Consider the following 18873-nt stretch of genomic DNA (forward strand, 5'->3'; position numbering starts at 1 on the left):
TGCTTGCCGTCGGCCGGGGTGCCGTCTTCTGGGGGCTGCGCCCCCAGACCCCCCTTTCGCCCCTAGGCCAGGGGGTGGCGCGTAGCGCCTCGGTTGAGGGTGGTGGTGGGAGACGGGTGGGCGGGGCTCGTCCTCAAACGCCGGACGGGCTGGAGAGTTGCCGGGCTTTTCCGGGCACCCCTCCGGGCAGGGATACGGGAGGTGGCGGGGGCACCATCGGTTCACGACTTCGTGGAGGTACGGATGCGGCCGACGGCACCGGAGGGACGCGGGCCCGTCCGGTACGCGCCGACCGCCCCGGGGACCGGCCTGCCCGTACTGCCCGACCTGGCCGCCGTGCTCGCCTCCGCGGCGCCCCGTCCGCATACCGAACCGCCCGGCGGCTCCCCCGAGCTCCTCGAAGCGGCGTGCGGCTACTGGCAGCGGCGTGGGCTGCCCACCGAACCGGACGGAGCCGTCGCCACCCCCGGCGCCGCGCCGCTGCTGCTCGCCGTGGCCGCCGCGGTCGGCGGTGACGTGCTCCTTCCGCGGCCCTGCCCCGCCTGGTGGGAGCCCGGTACCCGGCTGCTCGGACGTACCGCGTACCACGTGCCGACCCCCGCCGAGTGCGGCGGCGTCCCCGACCCGTACGCCCTCCTGGAGACCCTGCGCCGGGTACGGGCCGAGGGTGGCGATCCGCGGCTCGTGGTGCTCAGCGTCGCGGACGACCCGACGGCCACCGTGCCGCCGCCCGAGGTCCTGCACGAGACCGTGGAGGCGGCGCTCGGCGAGGGCCTGCACCTCGTGTCCGACGAGACCTGGCGGGACACCCTGCACGACCCGCACGACACGGTTCTGGTCAGTCCGGCCGAGATGGTGCACGAGGACATCACCGTCCTCGCCGACCTCTCCGGCGGGCTGCTGCCCGCCGAATGGCCCGCCGCCGTCGCCCGGTTCCCCGTCACCGACGAGGGCGCCCGGCTGCGCTCCCGCACCCTCGACGTGCTCACCGCGCTCGGCGCCGCCGTCGCCGCACCCGTCGCCGCGGCCGCCGCGTACGCCCTGCTCGAACCGGAGGGGGTCACGGCACGCCGCGCCGCCACCGTCCGGCTCCACGCGCGCATGGCGGCCGCCCTGCACCGGGCCGTGCTCGGCGTCGGCGCGTTCGCCCTGCCCCCGCAGGCCGGGCGGCACCTCTATGCCGACCTCGGTCCGCTGCGTACCGGACTCGCCGCCCGCGGCGTCACCGACGCCATGGAGCTCGAGGACCATCTCAGCGGGCTGCTCGGCGTGCCCACGCCCGGTGGCCACCGCTTCGGCGACGACCTGGCTCTGCTGCGCGTACGGCTGACCACCGGACCGCTGCTCGGTGACGACCCCGAGCAGCGGCTCGCCGCGCTCAACGCTCCCGATCCGCTGGAAGTCCCCCATGTGGCGGGCGCGTTGAGGACGTTCGGATCGGTTCTGCACGATCTCCGTGCCGACGCCCAGTGATTGGAGCCGCCACCATGACCCGGCAGTCGCAGACCCCGCAGTCGCAGATCAAGCAGTCCGAGATCCAGCAGCCGGAGCCCCCGCAGTCGGAGAACTCGCAGTCGGCGAGCCCGTGTGTGCAGCACCCGCAGTCGGAGAACCCGCGGTCGGCGAGCCCGTGTGTGCAGCACTCGCAGTCGGAGAACCCACAGTCGGCGAGCCCGCAGTCGGCGAGCCCGCAGTCGGCGAGCTCGCGCGTGCACCCGCACCTGCACCCCGCCCCACCGGCCGAGACCCCGAGCGCCCTCCAGCCCCTCGGCGCCCCCCGCACCTGGCCGAAGTCCTTCGTCCACCGTCTCTCCGCGCCGCTGCCCGGCGTCCGCGCCTTCGCCCGATTCGCCCGCGAGGGCGCCCTACGACCGGACCGCGAGGGCCTCGAGGACATTCCGCTGCTGCCCTTCGAGCCCGGCCCACTGCCCGAGGTCACCGCCCAGGACGTCGCGGTCACCTGGGTCGGCCACGCCAGCTGGGTGCTGCGGATCGGGGGCCTCACCGTGCTCACCGACCCCGTCTGGTCCCGCAAGATCCTCGGCATCCCGGCCCGGCTCACCCCGGCCGGTGTCGCCTGGGGCGCGCTGCCGCCGGTCGACGCGGTGGTGATCAGTCATAACCACTACGACCACCTCGACGCCCCGACCCTGAAGCGCCTCCCGCGCACCACCCCGCTGTTCGTCCCGGCCGGACTCGGACGGTGGTTCAAGCGCCGCCGCTTCACCTGCGTCACCGAGCTCGATTGGTGGGAGGCGGCCGAACTGGGTGGAGTCCGCTTCGACTTCGTGCCCGCGCACCACTGGTCCAAGCGCACCCTCACCGACACCTGTCGCTCCCTGTGGGGCGGCTGGGTCCTCACGGATACGTACGGGCACACGGTGTACTTCGCGGGGGACACGGGGTACGGCCACTGGTTCCCGGAGATCGCGCGCCGCCACCCCGGGATCGACCTGGCGCTCCTGCCGATCGGCGCGTACGACCCGCGGTGGTGGCTCAGCGATGTGCACTGCGACCCGGAGGAGGCGGTCCAGGCCGTCGTGGACCTGGGCGCCGCACGGCTCGCGCCGATGCACTGGGCGACGTTCCTGCTATCCGCCGAGCCGGTGTTGGAGCCGCTGATCCGGGTGCGGAAGGCGTGGGCACGGACGGGACGGCCGCGCGCGGACCTGTGGGACCTGCCGGTGGGGGCTTCGCGGGTGCTGGAACGCGCGGATGACGATGATGCCCGGATGACGCGTGTGCCCGGATGATGCGCGTGCCCGGATGACGCGTGTGCTCGAATCACCGGTGTGCTCGAATCACCCGCGTCCGTGGTGACTTGAGTACGCGCGTGGTGACCTGAGTACGCGTACGAGTGTCAGGTCGCCGTCCGGTGTGTCACGCGGCGCCACACCGCCGGAGCCCCGCTGATCGCCAGCGTCAGGCCGACGGCCGCGAGCACGCCCTGCCAGGGCTTCGGGAACAGGGAGCCGCCCAGGATCCCGATCAGCTGGTACGTGGCGGCCCAGGCCAGGCACGCCGGGGCGTTCCCGCGCACGAAGCCGCGCAGCGGCATCTCGGAGAGCAGACAGGCCAGCATCACCGGGATCCGCCCCGCCGGGATCAGACGGGAGACGATGAGCACCGGCACCCCGTGCTCGCGCAGCCGGGCCCGCGCCCGCTCCAGGCGCTCCGCGGGCGCGCGGGAACGCAGCGTGGTCAGCCAGCGCGAGCCGTTGCGCGAGTTCATGCCGCGTCGGCCCAGCCAGTACAGGCCCACGTCCCCGAGGAACGCCCCGGCCGAGGCCACCAGGAACACCCAGAGCAGCGCGAACGGCGCCGTCTGGTGGAAGGCCACCACAGTCGCCGAACTGACCAGGGCCCCGGTCGGCACCACCGGCACCAGGGCGCCGATCACCACGAGCAGGAAGAGGGAGGGATAGCCGACGGCCTGCTGGGTGGACTCGGGCGGCGCCGCGGCCGCGATGGCCGCCAGGTGCGGGGCGGGCGGGGTCACGTGGCGACCTCCGGGCGTACCCGTTCGCCGTGGTCGAGGCGGTGCACCGCCACCTTCGGGGCCCGCAGCGCCGCGAGCCGTACGAACTCGTCGCCCGGCGCGTGGAATTCATGCGGCCGGACCGCGTCCAGGCCGATCGGCCAGTACGTGCCGTAGTGCACCGGCACCGCGCTGCGCGGCGCGATCCGGGCGAGCGCCTCGGCGGCACGGGCCGGGTCGAGGTGGCCGTGCCCGAGGAAGGGGCCCCAGCCGCCCACCGGCAGCAGCGCCACATCCACCTCGCCCACCGCGTCGGCGAGACCGTCGAAAAGGCCGGTGTCCCCGGCGAAGTACGTCCGTGCCGCACCGCTCACCACATAGCCGAGCGCCGGGCAGCGATGCGGGCCCACCGGAAGGCGCCGCCCGTCGTGCAGCGCGGGCACCGCGCGCACCGTAACGCCGTCGCCGAGCTCCACGACCCCACCGGGCGCGAGCTCCGTCAGACGAAGCCGCGCCCCCGCGGCGACGCGGCGCAAGGCGGGCAGTGCGTCGGCTGCCCCGCGGGGCACCACCACGCGGGTACCCGGGGCGAGCTGGGCGAGCGAGGGCAAGTGCAGGTGGTCGGCGTGCAGATGGGAGACGAGCACCGCGTCCGCGACCGCCGCGTGCGCCGGGGGCACGTCACCGCGCCGCCGACGCAGGTGTGCGAGCCGGCGGGCGAACAGCGGATCCGTGAGCACCCGGACCCCCGAGTCCTCGACGGTGCACGTCGCGTGCCCCCACCAGGTGACCTCCACCGGCACGTACTGCCTCCTTCCGGTGACTGCTCCGAGCGTACGGCGAGTAGTAGGGTCGGCGGGGGAGCGCGGAGTGGCATGCGGAGTGGCACGCGGCAGCCCCAGGGGAGAGGCGGGTGTGGCATGGGCGAGGTGCGGGTGGCGTCGATCGCCAGCCTGACGCCGCTCGAAGAGCTGGACCGCGACCCGTTCCTGGTGGACACCCGCAGCCAGCACGCCATGTGCGCCCAATGGGCCGCCTCCCGCGGCTACGTCGTCACCCGCGAACTCCTCGTACACCGCCTGCGCGCCGACCACCTGTCGCTGTGGACCGACGTGGACGCGGGCCGCGTCGACCTCTTCGTGGCCCCGAGCCGACGGGTCCTGGAGCGCGCGCTGTGCTCTGTCGAGGACTTCACGGCGGAGTGCGCGCGGCGGGGGGTGCGCCTCGAGACTGCGGGCCTCGACGAGCCGGCGTACGACGCGGAAATGAAGGCCCAGGTGCACCGGCGACTGTCCATGCCTACGGCGGGCTACGACGGCCGCTGACCGCTGCGCGGGGCCGGGGCGGTTGGGGGCACCGTCGCAGGGGGCCGAGTTCTCCCCACCCCGCCCCTTCCCGAAAGCCTGACGGCAGCTTCGGGGGCTCCGCCCCCGGACCCCCGCTCCTCAAGTGCAGGAGGGGTTACTAATAGCCCGTCCGGCGTTTGAGGACGAGCGCGTTCAGCGCGATACGGGGTCCGGGGCGGAGCCCCGAAGCGGCTGCAACCACGCGGCGTTAGCCGCATATTGACACAGTCGGGAAGGGGCGGGGTGGGGAAAGTAAGCGCCGTTCCCGGCCCGCGCTGTGACACTGGGCGCAGGCCGTGACATTCCCGGCACGGTCGCGTGAGCCGAGAGGCGGTGACGCAAGACGTGGGTGAGGGGCGGTGGCGCAGGGCCGGGAGTGCTCTGTGGCGCGTGGTCGCCGTGTGGCTGGTCAGCACCGTCACCATGCTGGTGCTCGCCGGACTCCTGCCCGACTTCCGGCTCCAGTCCGCCGACGGCGACAGCGCCACCCGTATCGGCATCACGGCCGCCGTCGCCGCCGGAGTCTTCGGTCTGCTCGGCGCCCTCGTGTGGCCGCTCGTCGTGCGGGCGTTTCTGCTCGTGCCCGCCCTTGTGCTCGGGCTGCTCGTGTTCTTTCTCAATGGGTCGTTGCTGCTGCTCGCCCTGAGTCTGATTCCGGACTGGCGGGGCGAGGCCGCCCCGGAGACCGCCGTCGTGGTCGCCGCCGTGATGTCCGCCGTTGCCTCGGCCACCGGCACCGCGCTCGCCGTGCGGGACGACACCGCGTACCGCCGCAGGCTCTATCGGCTCGCCGGTCGCCGTCGCCGGGGCACCGCGATCGCCGGGCCGCGTACCCCCGGCACCCTCTTCCTCCAGCTCGACGGGGTCGGGTACGAGGTGCTCCGGAGCGCCGTGGAGCGCGGTCTGATGCCGACCGTCGCCGGGTGGCTGGGCCATACGCACCGGCTGACGCCCTGGCGTACCGACTGGTCGAGCCAGACCGGCGCGAGCCAGCTCGGCATTCTGCACGGCAGCAACTACGACGTGCCCGCCTTCCGCTGGTTCGAGAAGGAAACGGGCGAGGTGATGGTCTGCAACCGGCCCGCGAGCGCCGCCGAGCTACAGCGCCGTGCCATCGAGCACAGCGGCGACGGCGGGCTGCTCACCGTGGACGGCGCCAGCCGCGGCAACCTGTTCAGCGGCGGCGCCGACCAGCTGGCCCTGGTGCTGTCCGTGTCCGCCCGGCGCGGGCGCGCCAACCGCTCCCGGGCCGGGTACTTCGCGTACTTCCGTGATCCGGCCAACGCCGTGCGGACCGCGCTCTCCTTCGTCGCCGAGGTGTGCCGCGAGCTCGCCCAGTCCATCCGGGCGCGGATCCGGAACGCGCGGCCCCGCGTGAAGCGCGGCGGGCTCTATCCGTTCATGCGGGCCTTCGCGACCGTCGTCGAGCGCGATGTCGTCGTGGCCGCCGTCATCGGGGACCTGCTCGCCGGGCGCAGCGCGGTCTACGCGGACCTGGTGGCGTACGACGAAGTGGCGCACCACTCCGGCCCGCACAGCCGCGACGCCGACCTGGTCCTGCGCCGCCTTGACCGGTCCATCGCGCTGCTCGCCAAGGTCGCCGAGCACGCCCCGCGCCACTACCGGATCGTGCTCCTGTCCGACCACGGGCAGAGCCCGGGCGAGACCTTCCGGGCGCGCTACGGGCTCGCCCTCGCGGACCTCGTCAGGGCCGGATGCGGGCTTCCGGTGCCGCGCCGGGCGCGCCGTACCCACAGCGGTGCCGAGGCGCGGGCCGCGGTGCGGGCCGCCCTGCACCGGCCGGTCGAGGAGGGCGCCGAGGAGCGCCGCCCGGCCAAGCGGGCCGAGCCGGTCGTGCTCGCCTCCGGGAACCTGGGCCTGATCTCCTTCCCCGATCTGCCGGGCCGGGCGACCCGGGAGCAGATCGACCGGCGCAACCCGGCGCTGCTCTCCACCCTCGCCAACCACCCGGGCATCGGCTTCCTGCTCGTGCACAGCGAGCGCCACGGTCCCCTGGTGCTCGGTCCTCGCGGCGTGGAGATCCCGCTGGACGCGCCGCCCGCGGAAGCGGAACCACAGCGCGACAGCGGCCCGCTCGCCGACTTCGGGCCCGGCGCGGTCGAGGCCGTACGGCGCACCGCAGGGTTTCCGCACGCCGCCGACATCATGGTCAATTCCTGGTGCGAACAGGCCGCCGGGCCTGGGTGCGGGGGTGTGGCCGAGGTGCTCGCCTTCGAGGAGCAGATCGGTTCGCACGGCGGCCTCGGCGGCGAGCAGAGCCGCCCCTTCCTGCTCTCCCCGTACGCGCTCTCCGCGCCGGTCCCCGACGGGGCCGAACTCGTCGGCGCCGAGCAGCTGCACCGGGTGCTGCGCCGCTGGCTGCGGGAGGCATCCGGGCCGCAGGTGCCCCGGTCCCCGACGGGGCCGGACGGGCCGGACGGGCCGGACGGGCCGGAGGGGCCGGAGGAGCGGACGGGGCCGGAGGAGCCGACGGGGCCGGAGGAGCCGACGGGGCCGACGGGGCGGAAGGGGCCGACGGGGCCGACGGGGCCGACGGCGCGGACCGAGCCTTCAGCCCCCGCCGAGGCCGCGGCGGCCTCGGGCCGCGCGAGCGCCTCGGGCCGCGCGAGCGCCTCGGGCCCCGCCAACACCCCGGACCCCGCCAACACCCCAAACCCCGCGCCCCCCGGCCCCCACAGACGCCTCGGAGAAATCCCGCCCCCGCGGGTAAGCGGAAGAAATTCTTCCGGTCGCTGGCCATGGCGTAACGGACAAAAAACGTTGATTTGGCGGAGCGTTGCGGGTGCCCGACCATAGGGCGGCCCGGCGATCCCGGGTGCACAGCACGACGAGAGGCACCACCCCATGCACCAGCCCGGACCCGGGGCACCGCAGACCCTTGCCGCGGAACCGGCCGCACCCGCGGAGCCGACTGCCACGCCCGCCGAGCCCACCGAGCCGGGCGAGCGGAGCAAGCACGCCCGGCGCTTCGGGCTCCCCATCGCGACCTGTCTGGTCATGGGCAACATCATCGGCGGGGGCATCTTCCTGCTTCCGGCCTCGGTGGCGCCGTTCGGCACCATCAGCCTCGTCGCGTTCGGGGTGCTCACGCTCGGCGCGATCGCCCTCGCCCTCGTCTTCGGCCGACTCGCCCAGCGCGACCCGCGCACCGGTGGCCCCTATGTGTACGCGCGTGAGGCGTTCGGTGACTTCGCGGGCTTCCTGGCCGCCTGGTCGTACTGGATCACCGCTTGGGTGAGCAATGCCGCGCTCGCCGTCGCCGCCGTCGGCTATCTGAACCTGCTCGTGCCGATCTCCGGGCACTGGTGGACCGCCTGCCTCGCCGCGCTCGCCGTGCAGTGGCTGCCCGGCTTCGCGAACCTCGCGGGTACGCGGTACGTGGGCGCGGTGCAACTCGTCGCCACCGTTCTGAAGTTCGTGCCGCTGCTGCTCGTCGCGGTCGGCGGGCTGTTCTTCTTCGACGCGGACAACCTCGGGCCGTTCCAGGCGAGCGGTGACAGCCCGATCGGGGCGGTCTCGGCGGCAGCGGCGATCCTGCTCTTCTCCTACCTCGGGGTGGAGTCCGCCGCGGTCAGCGCGGGCGAGGTGCGCGACCCGCGGCGCAATGTCGGCCGCGCCACCATCTTCGGGGTGCTCGGCGCCGCTCTGGTCTATCTGCTCGGCACGCTGTCGGTGTTCGGCACCGTCGCGCACGACCGGCTCGTGGAGTCCGAGGCGCCGTTCTCGGACGCCGTGAACGCCATGTTCGGCGGCGCGTGGGGCGGCACCCTCGTCGCGGTCGCCGCGGTGATCTCCATCCTGGGCGCTCTCAACGGCTGGACGCTGCTCAGCGCCCAGACCCCGTACGCGGCCGCCAAGGACGGCCTCTTCCCGCAGGTGTTCGCCAAGAAGGAGCGCGGCGTTCCGACCGTCGGCGTCCTGATCACGGTGGTGCTCGCCTCGCTCCTCACGGTCTACAACTACGCGGCCGGTGAGGAGGGCGTCTTCGAACTCCTCGTCACCGTCACGACGTTCATGGCGACGGTGCCGTATCTCCTCGCCACGGCCGCACAGCTCTACTACCTGGTCTCGGGCCGGTCCGACCGTGTCAACCGCGGTCGCCTCGTGCGGGACGCGATCGTCACGGCCGTCGCGGTCGGCTTCTCGCTGTGGCTGGTGGGCGGCGCCGGTTACGAAGCGGTCTATCAGGGCGTGATGTTCCTGTTCGTGGGCGTGATCGTGTACGCGGTGATGGCGGCGAGGTCGGCTCGCAAGAAGGAGCCCGCCGCCACGCGTTAGGACGCGGGTAAAGCCGCCGCGTGCGAGGGCGCCGGGTGTGGTCGGATAGGTGGCGGCGCTCGGCGCCATTCGTCACCGTCCGACAAGAAGGGAACCGTCGTGGCCACCACGCGCTCCGCACACACCGCCTGGGAAGGCAACCTGTTCGAGGGCTCCGGGAAAGTCTCCTTCGACTCGTCCGAGGTCGGGCAGTACCCGGTCTCCTGGCCCGCGCGCGCCGAGGAGGCCAACGGGAAGACCAGCCCCGAGGAGCTGATCGCCGCCGCCCACTCCAGCTGCTACTCGATGCAGTTCTCGAACATCCTCGACCAGGCCGGTACCCCGCCGACCAAGCTCGTGACGCAGGCCGAGGTCACCTTCCAGCCGGGGGAGGGGATCACCGGGGTCCACCTCACCGTGGAGGGGCAGGTGCCCGGCCTGGACGAGGGTGCGTTCCTCAAGGCCGCCGAGGAGGCCAAGGCGACCTGCCCGGTGAGCCAGGCCCTGACCGGCACGACGATCACCCTCACGGCGTCGCTGGCGAAGTAGCCCGCGCCAGGCCCCGCAAGCGGTACCCCTGCCGCCGCCCGGATCCACCGGACGGCGGCAGTGCTCTGTCCAGGCATTGACAACAGCGCACTCAAGTCTTGTGCTGGAGTGTGGGGCAGCGTCGCCTAAGGAGACGGTTATGGTACGTGCGGTCGGCATCGATCTCGGTACGACGAACTCCGTCGTCAGCGTTCTGGAGGGCGGTGAACCCACCGTCGTCGCCAATGCCGAGGGCGCGCGGACCACACCCTCCGTAGTGGCCTTCGCCAAGAACGGCGAGGTACTCGTCGGCGAGGTCGCCAAGCGGCAGGCGGTCACCAACGTGGAGCGCACCGCGCGCTCCGTGAAGCGACACATGGGCGAGGCCGACTGGCGGTTCCCGCAGAAGGGCGACGTCGACGGCTCCCGCTTCACCGCGCAGGAGCTCTCCGCCCGCGTCCTGCAGAAGCTGAAGCGGGACGCGGAGGCCTACCTGGGCGAGAACGTCACGGAGGCCGTGGTCACCGTCCCCGCCTACTTCGACGACAGCCAGCGGCAGGCCACCAAGGAGGCCGGTGAGGTCGCGGGGCTGAAGGTCCTGCGGATCGTCAACGAGCCGACGGCCGCGGCCCTCGCGTACGGCCTGGACCGGGGCGAGGAGCAGACGGTGCTCGTCTTCGACCTCGGCGGCGGCACCTTCGACGTCTCGCTCCTGGAGATCGGCGAGGGCGTCATCGAGGTCAAGGCCACCAACGGCGATACGCATCTGGGCGGCGACGACTGGGACCAGCGGGTCGTCGACCACCTCGTCAAGCAGTTCAAGAACGGGTACGGCGTCGACCTCTCCAAGGACAAGATGGCCGTGCAACGGCTGCGCGAGGCCTCCGAGAAGGCCAAGATCGAGCTGTCCTCCGCGGGCGAGACCAACGTCAACCTGCCCTACATCACGGCCTCCGCCGAGGGCCCGCTGCACCTGGACGAGAAGCTGACCCGGCCGCAGTTCCAGGAGCTCACCCAGGACCTCCTCGAACGCTGCAAGAAGCCGTTCCACCAGGCCGTGAAGGACGCCGGGATCGAGCTGTCGGACGTCGACCACGTGATCCTGGTCGGCGGCTCGACCCGGATGCCCGCCGTCACGCAACTGGTCAAGGAGCTCACCGGCAAGGACCCGCACAAGGGCGTCAATCCGGACGAGGTCGTCGCCGTCGGCGCGGCCCTCCAGGCGGGCGTCATCCGCGGCGATGTGAAGGACGTGCTGCTGCTCGACGTGACGCCGCTGTCGCTCGGCATCGAGACCAAGGGCGGCATCATGACCAAGCTGATCGAGCGCAACACGACGATCCCGACCCGGCGTTCGGAGGTCTTCACGACCGCCACCGACAACCAGCCGTCGGTCGGCATCCAGGTCTTCCAGGGCGAGCGGGAGATCGCCGCGTACAACAAGAAACTCGGCGTCTTCGACCTCACCGGACTGCCGCCCGCGCCGCGCGGCGTGCCGCAGATCGAGGTGACCTTCGACATCGACGCGAACGGGATCATGCACGTCTCGGCCAAGGACCTGGCGACCGGCCGCGAGCAGAAGATGACCGTCACCGGTGGCTCGGCGCTCCCCAAGGACGACATCGACCGCATGATGCGCGAGGCCGAGGAGTACGCGGACGAGGACCGCAAGCGCCGCGAGGCCGCCGAGACCCGGAACGCGGCGGAGCAACTCGCCTACCAGACCGAGCGGTTCCTGCGCGACAACGAGGAGTCGATCCCCGCGGACACCAAGTCGGAGGTGGACACGGCCCTCGCCGACCTGAAGGCGGCGCTCGAGGACGAGGAAGCGGACAGCGAGCGCCTGCGCACCGCCACCGAGAAGCTGGCCACCGTGAGCCAGCGCATGGGCCAGGCCATGTACGCGAAGACCGGCGGGGGAGCGGGCACCACGGGCGCCACCACATCCGAGGAGCAGCCGTCGCAGGAGCAGGCGGAGGACGTGGTGGACGCGGAGATCGTCGACGAGGACAAGGACACCAAGGGCGGCAACGAGCAGAAGGGCGCCTAGCCGTTACCAGAAGCGGGGCGGGCCGCTATGACTCTGGCCGCTACGACCCGATGCGCTCCCAGCCCCGCCGCTCGTCCCGCGTCCCCAACAGCCGCTGGTCCCTGCTCCGGTAGACCACGTACGGCCGGAACAGGTACTGCACCGGCGCGCTGAACATATGGATCAGGCGCGTGAAGGGCAGCAGCGCGAAGAGCAGCAGGCCGATCACCGCGTGGATCTGGTAGGTGAGCGGGACCCCGGACGCCATCAGGTCGACCTTCGGCTCCAGCGTGAACAGGCTGCGGGCCCACGGCGCGATGGTCTGCCGGTAGTCGTAGCCCGCGTGCACCCCGGCGTTGGAGAGCTTGGCCCACATGCCCATCACGATCGCCGCGAGCAGCACCAGGTACATCACCTTGTCGTTGACCGTCGTCGCGCGGAACACCGGGGCCTTCGTGCGCCGCCGGTACAGCAGCATCAGGAGGCCGAGCACCGCGAGGACACCCGCCGCCGTGCCGCCGTACAGCGAGAACAGGTGGTACGTCTGCTCGTTGAAGCCGACCGCGTCCGTCCACGACTCCGGGATGAACAGGCCCATCAGGTGCCCGACCAGCACGAAGAGGATGCCGTAGTGGAACGCGGGCGAGGCGATGTTGAGCAGCTTCGACTCGTAGACCTGTGACGAGCGCGTCGTCCAGCCGAACTTGTCGTAGCGGTAGCGCCACACCGTGCCCGCGATGAGGAGTACGGCGACGATGTACGGAAGGGCCCCCCACAGCAGCGTCTTCATGAATGCTCTCCGATGAACTCCGGGGTACGTGCGAACGGTTCGAGCCCGACCTCTTCCCGCGGCGGACCGCTGCGGGCAAGCGCCTGCGCCTCGGCCCGGTCCTTCGGCGACGGGCCCGGCAGCGTGCCGCAGACGGCGTCAAGGACCGTCGCGTACGGCGTGCCGTGGTCGGTGAGCGCGAGCCGAAGCAGCTCGAGGCCGGGCCGGAACTCCTTCAGGAGCACCGGGCCCGCCCGCGCCGAGAACTCCAGGACCACGGGCAGGAAGTCGGGCAGCTCAGCGGCCGCGAAGTCCAGGCCGTGCGCACGGTAGGTCTCCTTGAACGCGACGAGGGTCCGGCCGCGGCGGCGCGTATCGCCGTCCCGCCACCAGCTCAGATACAGGCTGTGCCGGTTCTTGAAGTCGAAGACCCGGACGTAATGCGCGGCCAGCTCCGGCAGCGGGGTGTTCTCCGCGTACGTCAGGAAGTCCCGCAGGCCCGGCGGCGCCGCGGCGCGCAGCAGCGGCAGCCGGGCGGCGAACTCCTCGTCCGGGTACGTCAGGCAGAGCGACGCCGCCTGGTAGAGGGCTGAGTTCTGCGGGAGGGCGGTCCGCGGTACCGAGGTGCTCACTGCTGCTCCCGTACGTCGGCCGGTTCCCGGTCGGCGGTCTGGCGTTTGCTGGCGGCGTGGAAGGTCTCCAGGGTCACCAGGGGCAGGTTGTTGTGTCCGTTGCCGGAGTCCTGGCCGAACGGGCCGTCGCCGCCCATCCCCGGGCCGTCGACGTGGTCGAGCGAGCACACGACGGGGAGCGCGGTCTCCTCCAGGTCGCGCGCGTAACCGACGGCCGCCGTCGGAATCACGTACCGCTCGTCGTACTTGGCGACCGCCAGGAGGCGGTACATGTCCTCGATCTCCGGGGCCGTCATGCCCACCGACTCGGCGATCCGCGCGTCCGGCAGGTCGCCGAGGTTGCGGGCGCGCATATGGGAGCGCATCGCCGCGAGCTTGTTGAGCGTGGCACGGACCGGCTCCGGGTCGCCCGCCGTGAACAGCTCCGCCAGGTACTCGACCGGGATGCGCAGCGTGTCGATCGCGCCGAACAAATGGTCCGCGTCTTCGCCGTCGAAGCCCGTCTCCGTCAGGGCGTCCACCACGGGGGAGAGCGGCGGGATGTACCAGACCATCGGCATGGTGCGGTACTCCGGGTGCAGCGGAAGCGCCACCTTGTACGTGTTGATCAGGGCGTGTACGGGGGAGCGGCGGGCCGCCTGGACCCAGTCGTGCGGAATGCCCGCCTCCGCGGCGGCGCGCTCCACGCCCGGGTCGTTCGGGTCGAGGAACACGTCCAACTGGGCCTGGTACAGGTCCTTTTCGTCCTGCGTCGACGCGGCCGCGGTCACCTTGTCGGCGTCGTACAGGATCACGCCCAGATAGCGCAGGCGGCCCACGCACGTCTCCGAGCAGACCGTCGGCAGGCCCACCTCGACCCGCGGGTAGCACAGGGTGCACTTCTCGGCCTTGCCGGTGCGGTGGTTGAAGTACACCTTCTTGTACGGGCAGCCGGTCACGCACTTCCGCCAGCCACGGCACGCGTCCTGGTCGACGAGCACGATCCCGTCCTCGCTCCGCTTGTACATCGCGCCGGACGGGCAGGACGCGACGCACGACGGATTGAGGCAGTGCTCGCAGATCCGCGGCAGATAGAACATGAAGGTCTGCTCGAAGGCGAACTTCACCTTCTCCGCGGCCTTCTCACGGGTCTTCGCGACCATCGGGTCCAGGTCGCCGTACTCGGTGGCGCCGCCCAGGTTGTCGTCCCAGTTCGAGGACCACTCGACCTTCATCGGCTTGCCGTCGATCAGCGAGCGCGGCTCGGCCACCGGGTAGTCGTCGCCGAGCGGGGCGTCCGTGAGGTTCTTGTAGTCGTACGTCCAGGGCTCGTAGTAGTCCTTGATCTCCGGGAGCTTCGGGTTGGAGAAGAGGGAGAGCAGGGACTTGATACGGCCGCCGTTCTTCAGCTTCAGAGCACCCCGTTTGTTCAGCTCCCAGCCGCCGCGCCACTTCTCCTGGTCCTCGTAGCGGCGCGGATAGCCCTGGCCTGGGCGGGTCTCGACGTTGTTGAACCAGACGTATTCCATGCCGTTCCGGTTCGTCCACGCCTGCTTGCAGGTGACCGAGCAGGTGTGACACCCGATGCACTTGTCGAGGTTCATCACCATCGCGATCTGTGCCATACAGCGCATCAGTCAGTACTCCACCTTCTGCGAGCGGCGCCGGATCACCGTCACCTCGTCACGCTGATTGCCCGTGGGGCCCAGGTAGTTGAAGGCCCAGGACAGCTGGGCGTAGCCGCCGATGAGATGGCTGGGCTTCATCAGGACGCGGGTCAGCGAGTTGTGGATGCCGCCGCGCCTGCCGGTCGTCTCCGTTTTGGGGACGTTGACCGTGCGCTCCTGCGCGTGGTGCATATAGACCGTCCCCGCGGGCATCCGGTGCGAGACGATCGCGCGGGCCACGACCACGCCGTTGCGGTTGACCGCCTCGATCCAGTCGTTGTCCTTCACGCCGATCGCGTCCGCGTCCTGCGGGGCCATCCAGATGCACTGGCCGCCGCGGGAGAGCGACAGCATGAACAGGTTGTCCTGGTACTCGGAGTGGATCGACCACTTGTTGTGCGGGGTGAGGTACCGGACCGTGACCTGTTTCTCGCCGTCCGGGCCCAACTCCGGCTCCCCGAACAGCCGGTTCATGTCGAGCGGCGGCCGGTACACCGGCAGCGCCTCGCCCAGCTCGTGCATCCAGTCGTGGTCCAGGAAGAAGTGCTGCCGCCCGGTCAGCGTGTGCCAGGGCTTCAGATGCTCCGTGTTGAGCGTGAACGCGGTGTAGCGGCGGCCGCCCGACTCGCTGCCGCTCCACTCCGGCGAGGTGATCACCGGCACGGGCGCGGCCTGCGTATCGGCGTACGTGATGCGCTTGCCCTCGTGCTCGGCGGCCAGGTGCGCCATCTTCTGCCCGGTGCGCGCCTCCAGGGTGCGGAAACCCTGGGTGGCCAGACGGCCGTTGGTGGTGCCGGACAGCGCGAGGATCGTGTTGCACGCCTTGATCGGGGTGTTGAGCAACGGCCTGCCGTCCGCGGGCCCGCCGCGCACCGTGCCATTGCGCTCCTTGAGCTCCTTGACCTCGTGGTCCGGACGGAGCGCGATGCCCTTCGCAGGCAGGCCGAGCTCCTCGACCAGCGGGCCGAGCGCCGCGAACTTCTCGCCGATCGCCGTGTAGTCCCGCTCCACCACGGCCAGGTTGGGCAGGGTGCGGCCCGGCACCGGCTCGCACTCGCCGCGCTTCCAGTCCAGGGCGACACCGCCGGGCTGCGCCGTCTCGCCCGGGGTGTCGTGCTGCAGCGCCGTCGCCACCAGGTCCTTGCGTACGCCGAGATGGTCCCGGGCCAGCTCGCTGAACCGGCGGGCCAGACCGTGGAACGTGTCGAAGTCGGAGCGCGCCTGCCACGGCGGGTCCACGGCCGGGGTGAACGAGTGGACGTACGGGTGCATGTCCGTCGTCGACAGATCGTTCTTCTCGTACCAGGTCGCCGACGGGAGTACGACATCGGAGAGCAGCGTCGACGAGGTCTGCCGGAAGTCCAGCGTGACAAGCAGGTCGAGCTTGCCCTCGGGCGCCTCCTGCCGCCAGGTCACATCGCGCGGCCGCGCCTCCACGGGCGCCTCGTCGGCACGCAGCGAGGAGTGGGTGCCGAGCAGGTGCTTGGTGAAGTACTCGGCACCCTTGGCCGAGGAGCCGAACAGATTGGACCGCCACAGGGTGAGCACGCGCGGCCAGTTCTCGGGTGCGTCCGGGTCCTCGACCGCGAACTTCAGCGTCCCCGCCGTCAGTTCGGATACGGCGTTCGCCACCGGGTCGTCCGCCGCGCCCAGGTCGAGCGGGTTCCGGTCGAAGGTCGGGTACGACGGCATCCAGCCCGAACGCGCCGACAGAGCAAGGCAGTCCACGCCCGTCATGCCCGAGAAGCGGCCCTCGCCCAGCGGTGAGGCGAGCACATCGGCACCGAACTTGTCGTAGCGCCACTGGTCGGTATTGAGGAACCAGTACGCGGCGCCGATCATCTGCCGCGGCGGCCGCGACCAGTCGCCCGCGCCCGCGAGCGTCGCCCAGCCGGTGACCGGACGGCACTTCTCCTGCCCGACGTAGTGCGCCCAGCCCCCGCCGTTGCGCCCCTGGCAGCCGGTGAGTTGAAGCAGCGCCAGAAAGGCCCGGTAAATGGTCTCGGAGTGGAACCAGTGGTTGGTCCCGGCGCCCATGAGGATCATGCAGCGGCCCCGCGACTTCTCCGCGGTCCGCGCGAACTCCCGGGCGATCTTCACGGCCTTCGCGGCCGGCACGGAGGTGTGCTGCTCCTGCCAGCCCGGCGTGCCGGGCGTCGAGGCGTCCTCGTACGAGGCGGGCCACTGCCCCGGAAGCCCCTCGCGCCCCACGCCGTACTGCGCGAGCAGCAGATCGAAGACCGTGGTGACCACCGGCCCCCGCTCGCCGCCGAGCCGCGTCGCGGGCACCCCGCGCGACAGCACCTCGCCGCGCCCCTGCCCGTGCGGCCCGCCCTCGGTGTCGAACCGGGGCAGCAGCACTCTGACCCCGGACGCCACGTCGGTGCCGTACAAGGAGAGTCGGGGGCTGATGCTGCCCAGCTGAAGATTCCACTTCCCCTTGCCGGACTCGGTCCAGCGGAAGCCGAGCGAGCCGTTGGGCACGGCCGTTTCCCCGGTCTCCTCGTCCAGGACGACGGTCTTCCACTCGCCGCCCTCGCCGCCCTGCTCAAGATCGGCGGCGCGCAGGAATTTCGCCGGGACGTACGCCCCGTCGCGCGGCTCCAGCGTGACGAGAAAGGGCAGGTCGGTGAACTTCCGTACGTAGTCCTCGAAGAACCCGGTCCGCCGGTCGACGAAGAACTCCTTGAGAATGACGTGCCCCATCGCGAGCGCGAGCGCACCGTCGGTGCCGGGGTGCGGATGCAGCCACTCGTCGGCGAACTTGGCGTTGTCGGCGTAGTCCGGGGCGACGACGACCACTTTCTGCCCTCGGTAGCGGGCCTCGGCCATCCAGTGCGCGTCGGGAGTACGGGTCACGGGGACGTTGGAGCCCCACATCATCAGGTAGGCGGCGTCCCACCAGTCCCCGGATTCCGGTACGTCGGTCTGATCCCCGAAGACCTGCGGTGAGGCCACGGGAAGATCGGCGTACCAGTCGTAGAAGGAGAGCATCGGCGCACCGATCAGGCTCATGAAGCGGGCGCCCGCCGCGTGCGACACCATCGACATCGCCGGGATCGGTGAGAATCCGGCGACCCGGTCGGGCCCGTGCTCCTTGATGGTGTGCACATGCGCGGCCGCGATCAGCTCGAGCGACTCGTCCCAACTCGCCCGCACAAGCCCGCCCTTGCCGCGCGCCCGCTGGTATGTGCGGCGTTTCTCCGGATCGCGCTGGATCTCGGCCCAGGCGAGCACCGGGTCCTTCAGGCGCTGCTTGGCCTCCCGGTACATCTCCAGGAGCGCGCCGCGAACGTACGGGTAGCGGACCCGGGTCGGCGAGTACGTGTACCAGGAGAACGCCGCGCCGCGCGGGCAGCCCCGCGGCTCGTACTCGGGCCGGTCAGGACCGACCGACGGATAGTCCGTCTGCTGGGTCTCCCACGTGATGATGCCGTCCTTGACGTACACCTTCCAGCGGCAGGAACCGGTGCAGTTGACGCCGTGCGTGGAGTTCACGACCTTGTCGTGGCTCCACCGGTCCCGGTAGAAGGCATCGGCCCCGCGCCCGCCCTTGAGCCGCACACTGTGCAGATCCGGCGCGGTCTCCCCACGCCGGAAGAACCTCCCGGCGCGCAGCAGCGCGGCGGCCGGCTCGGTCGGGTGGTCGGTCACCGTGGCCTCCGTCGGTCGTCCGTGCACACACACCTGAGGCCGAACGTAGGCGCGAACGACGCGGTCCACACTCCTGGGAGGGCCGTACGAGTCCGTACCGGCGCCGGTCCCGCATTACCCCGGACGTAATCGACTGCCGCGCACCACCCCGGCAGAGTGAGGGTCACCGGGCACCGGGCCGGCGCACTCCGTCCCGGCGCCCGGCCCGGCCGCGCCCGTGCCCAGGGCGTGTCCGGCGGATCTTTGCGCTTGCGGCGGGTGCTCTTCCCCTACCCGCCCCTTCCCACAACTGGGGCTCCGCCCCAGACCCCTGGGGGGGTCCAGGGGCGAAGCCCCGGGCGGGGTGAGGGGGCGAAGCCCCGGCGGGGGTGAGGGGGCGAAGCCCCGGCGGGGGTGAGGGGGCGAAGCCCTCAAAGGGGGTCTGGGGGCGAAGCCCCCAGTGGTGGGGGTCTGGGGCCGCAGGCCCGGCGGGGGGGGCTGGGGGCAGCAGGCCCCCAGTTTCGGGAAGGGGCG

13 protein-coding genes are annotated in these 18873 nt (G+C 71.7%); 7 read left to right on the forward strand and 6 right to left on the reverse strand.

Going from position 1 to position 18873, the window contains the following annotated elements:
* Positions 1 to 243: 243 nt before the first annotated feature.
* A complete protein-coding gene (locus ACWD10_RS24550; RefSeq protein ID WP_451094447.1) occupies positions 244 to 1473 on the forward strand; it encodes an aminotransferase class I/II-fold pyridoxal phosphate-dependent enzyme in 1230 nt (409 codons plus the stop codon).
* Between the two features lie 14 nt (positions 1474 to 1487).
* Positions 1488 to 2753, forward strand: a complete 1266-nt coding sequence (locus tag ACWD10_RS24555) for an MBL fold metallo-hydrolase (RefSeq protein WP_451094449.1) — start codon at positions 1488 to 1490, stop codon at positions 2751 to 2753.
* A gap of 107 nt (positions 2754 to 2860) precedes the next feature.
* Here ACWD10_RS24555 and ACWD10_RS24560 read toward each other — a convergent pair whose 3' ends face one another.
* Together ACWD10_RS24560 and ACWD10_RS24565 are read right to left on the reverse strand one after the other, a co-directional pair.
* Positions 2861 to 3499: a DedA family protein gene (locus ACWD10_RS24560; RefSeq protein ID WP_451094451.1), complete on the reverse strand. Its 639-nt coding sequence runs from the start codon at positions 3497 to 3499 to the stop codon at positions 2861 to 2863.
* Positions 3496 to 4281 (reverse strand): MBL fold metallo-hydrolase, encoded by a 786-nt coding sequence (locus ACWD10_RS24565; RefSeq protein ID WP_451094453.1) that lies wholly within the window; start codon positions 4279 to 4281, stop codon positions 3496 to 3498. The genes ACWD10_RS24560 and ACWD10_RS24565 overlap by 4 nt, the downstream gene beginning before the upstream one ends.
* Positions 4282 to 4398: 117 nt before the next feature.
* Here ACWD10_RS24565 and ACWD10_RS24570 point away from each other — a divergent pair, with 117 nt between their 5' ends.
* From ACWD10_RS24570 to dnaK, 5 genes are all read left to right on the forward strand, one after another.
* Entirely contained in the window at positions 4399 to 4803 is a 405-nt protein-coding gene (locus ACWD10_RS24570; RefSeq protein WP_451094455.1) for a hypothetical protein, read from the forward strand.
* Positions 4804 to 5169: 366 nt separating this feature from the next.
* Entirely contained in the window at positions 5170 to 7641 is a 2472-nt protein-coding gene (locus ACWD10_RS24575) for a phage holin family protein (RefSeq protein ID WP_451094616.1), read from the forward strand.
* Between the two features lie 48 nt (positions 7642 to 7689).
* Positions 7690 to 9123 carry an amino acid permease gene (locus ACWD10_RS24580; RefSeq protein ID WP_451094457.1) on the forward strand — a complete coding sequence of 478 codons (1434 nt, stop codon included), beginning with the start codon at positions 7690 to 7692 and terminating at the stop codon, positions 9121 to 9123.
* Between the two features lie 99 nt (positions 9124 to 9222).
* Complete coding sequence (locus ACWD10_RS24585; protein ID WP_451094459.1) at positions 9223 to 9651, forward strand: OsmC family protein; 429 nt, start codon at positions 9223 to 9225, stop codon at positions 9649 to 9651.
* 139 nt (positions 9652 to 9790) lie between these two features.
* Positions 9791 to 11680, forward strand: a complete 1890-nt coding sequence (gene dnaK / locus ACWD10_RS24590) for a molecular chaperone DnaK (RefSeq protein WP_451094461.1) — start codon at positions 9791 to 9793, stop codon at positions 11678 to 11680.
* 40 nt (positions 11681 to 11720) lie between these two features.
* On the opposite strand, the gene narI is transcribed toward dnaK, so the two are convergent.
* From narI to ACWD10_RS24610, 4 genes are read right to left on the reverse strand one after another with little or no spacing between them, the layout of a single operon-like run.
* Positions 11721 to 12449, reverse strand: coding sequence for a respiratory nitrate reductase subunit gamma (gene narI / locus ACWD10_RS24595; protein ID WP_451094463.1), 729 nt, complete (start codon positions 12447 to 12449; stop codon positions 11721 to 11723).
* Complete coding sequence (gene narJ / locus ACWD10_RS24600; RefSeq protein ID WP_451094465.1) at positions 12446 to 13060, reverse strand: nitrate reductase molybdenum cofactor assembly chaperone; 615 nt, start codon at positions 13058 to 13060, stop codon at positions 12446 to 12448. The genes narI and narJ overlap by 4 nt, the downstream gene beginning before the upstream one ends.
* Complete coding sequence (gene narH / locus ACWD10_RS24605; RefSeq protein WP_451094467.1) at positions 13057 to 14673, reverse strand: nitrate reductase subunit beta; 1617 nt, start codon at positions 14671 to 14673, stop codon at positions 13057 to 13059. Before narH ends, narJ begins: the two co-directional genes overlap by 4 nt.
* A gap of 3 nt (positions 14674 to 14676) precedes the next feature.
* Complete coding sequence (locus ACWD10_RS24610; RefSeq protein WP_451094469.1) at positions 14677 to 18360, reverse strand: nitrate reductase subunit alpha; 3684 nt, start codon at positions 18358 to 18360, stop codon at positions 14677 to 14679.
* Positions 18361 to 18873: the final 513 nt, after the last annotated feature.

The sequence above is a fragment of the Streptomyces sp. NPDC002851 genome (assembly GCF_053591935.1).